Below are 2095 nucleotides of genomic sequence, written 5' to 3'. Positions count from 1 at the left end.
CGGAAATTGAGCGAAAAGTTTGCCATTTCGGGATTAGCGGAATATAGAACTACCATTTTAAGCAATTTCAATGATCCGGGTTACCTGGATCTTGGTGTTGGAGCTACATGGACACCTATTAAAGATCTAATAGTGGTGATACATCCCTTGAATTATAATTTTGTATTTAGCAGTAGCGATGCAATATTTGAGTCATCGCTGGGAGCAAAGATTGTAGCCGATTACGGTAGGGACTTTGGTGCGATTAAATTCAGAACGAATCTGTCCATATTCCAGAGTTACAAAAGTTCTGATCTCTCTAATTGGACCTGGACAAACTCCTTTAGTTATACAATATGGAAGATGATAGGAATTGGATTTGACTTTGGCCTGAGAGATAATAGACAGGAAGCTCTTAATTATGCCATTAATACAATAGGAGACCCAACTGCTACTTTTGATAATATTGACAATAAGCTTCAAACCTATTATACATTAGGCTTAAGCTATAAGTTTTAGAACGGCCCGAATATTCATAACTAAAAAACCCCGGCAAATCTGCCGGGGTTTTTTAGTAAAGTAGGTTGGTAAAATTTGGTTTATTAATTATTATTATGGTTAAGAAACGATTTGGGGAATCGAACACTTTAAATTAAGTTCAGGGTTAGATTTGGGGTTGAACACTATCACTTAATTACTACGTAAAGATAGGTTGAGCAAACTTTTGATCATAAAATATGTTGTGAATCTATTGCTGCATGTTGTGAAAAATATGAGTGGTTTATTTACCTCGGTGAAATGCATATTCTATTTTTAATTTATCAAACTTGCTCCATTAATTATTTGAACTTCTGAGATATATTGACAATAGTTTTTTGCGGTTATTACCAGGATATTATAGCTCAAATTTTTAATAAACAAAAAAACCCCGGCGTTTCCGTCGGGGCTTTGTTAGAAAAGTAGGTTTGTAAAACTTGGTTTGTTAATCTAATACTTTGGTTAAGTGCCGATTTGGGTTCTGAATCATCCCGGTTAACATCGGGAAGAATAACACTTAAATTAAGTTATGCTTTGATTTGGGGTTAAACACTAACACTTAATTACAATGTAAATGTAGTTTGGTTCTTTGAAATCTCTAAATTATTGTTGTGAAGTGGAGTTATAATGTTGTGAAAAATATGAAGTGTATAAGTTGTCAGATGAATGACCTGACGACCTATGAATTCCATAGGCATAATTCACCTAACAATTCGAATAGATAATTTAGAAAATAATTAATATTGATCAAGGTGTTCGGGATAAAGAAAATTGTTATAAGGGAAGCGTGAAATATGAATTTCCCTTACAGCATCATATACTTTTTTACGGAATTCATCAAAATTCTCCTTTTTCAGAGCAGAAATAAAGATAGCATTTTCACCCAATTGTTGCATCCAGGTATGTTTCCATTCTTCAATTGTAAAGTGCTTTGAACTTCTTTCGGTCATAAGATCATCTTCTTCTATAATTTCCTGTTCATAAAGATCAATTTTGTTAAAGACCATTATTGTTTTCTTATCAGAAGAGCCAATTTCGTTCAATATTTTATTTACAGAATTTATATGATCTTCAAAATTGGGATGTGAAATATCTACGATGTGAAGCAATAGATCTGCTTCTCTAACCTCGTCTAAGGTGCTTTTAAAACTCTCTACTAATTGTGTAGGCAGTTTGCGTATAAACCCAACGGTATCGCTTAACAAAAAAGGTAAATTACCCAGTACCACTTTTCTAACAGTAGTGTCTAATGTCGCAAATAATTTGTCCTCAGCAAAAACCTTACTTTTACTAATGACGTTCATAAGTGTTGATTTGCCTACATTGGTATATCCTACCAATGCTACACGTACCAAGGCTCCACGGTTTCCACGTTGGGTGCCCATTTGGCGGTCAATTTTGGTTAATTTCTTTTTTAGTAATGCTATTCTATCTCTGACTATCCTACGGTCTGTTTCAATTTCCGTTTCTCCGGGACCTCGCATTCCAATACCCCCTCTTTGCCTTTCAAGATGCGTCCACAAACCGGTTAGCCGAGGCAATAAATACTCATATTGTGCAAGCTCTACCTGTGTACGGG

The 2095-nt window shown here is 34.9% G+C and carries 1 protein-coding gene and 1 pseudogene; one reads left to right on the top strand and one right to left on the bottom strand.

What is annotated here, in order from left to right; genetic code table 11:
- Positions 1–498 (top strand): annotated as a pseudogene (locus WBN20_RS00695) (DUF3078 domain-containing protein); the annotation flags it as partial.
- Between the two features lie 755 nt (positions 499–1253).
- Here the strand turns inward: WBN20_RS00695 and hflX are convergent.
- The coding region (gene hflX, locus WBN20_RS00690; RefSeq protein WP_424280348.1) for a GTPase HflX at positions 1254–2095 on the bottom strand (842 nt) is incomplete at its 5' end.

Origin of the sequence: Eudoraea sp. (assembly GCF_049665975.1) — a bacterium.
In the GTDB taxonomy this organism is placed as follows: Bacteria; Bacteroidota; Bacteroidia; order Flavobacteriales; family Flavobacteriaceae; genus Eudoraea.
Note: the sequence above shows the minus strand (reverse complement) of the source record. Positions and strands in the feature narration are given on the sequence as shown.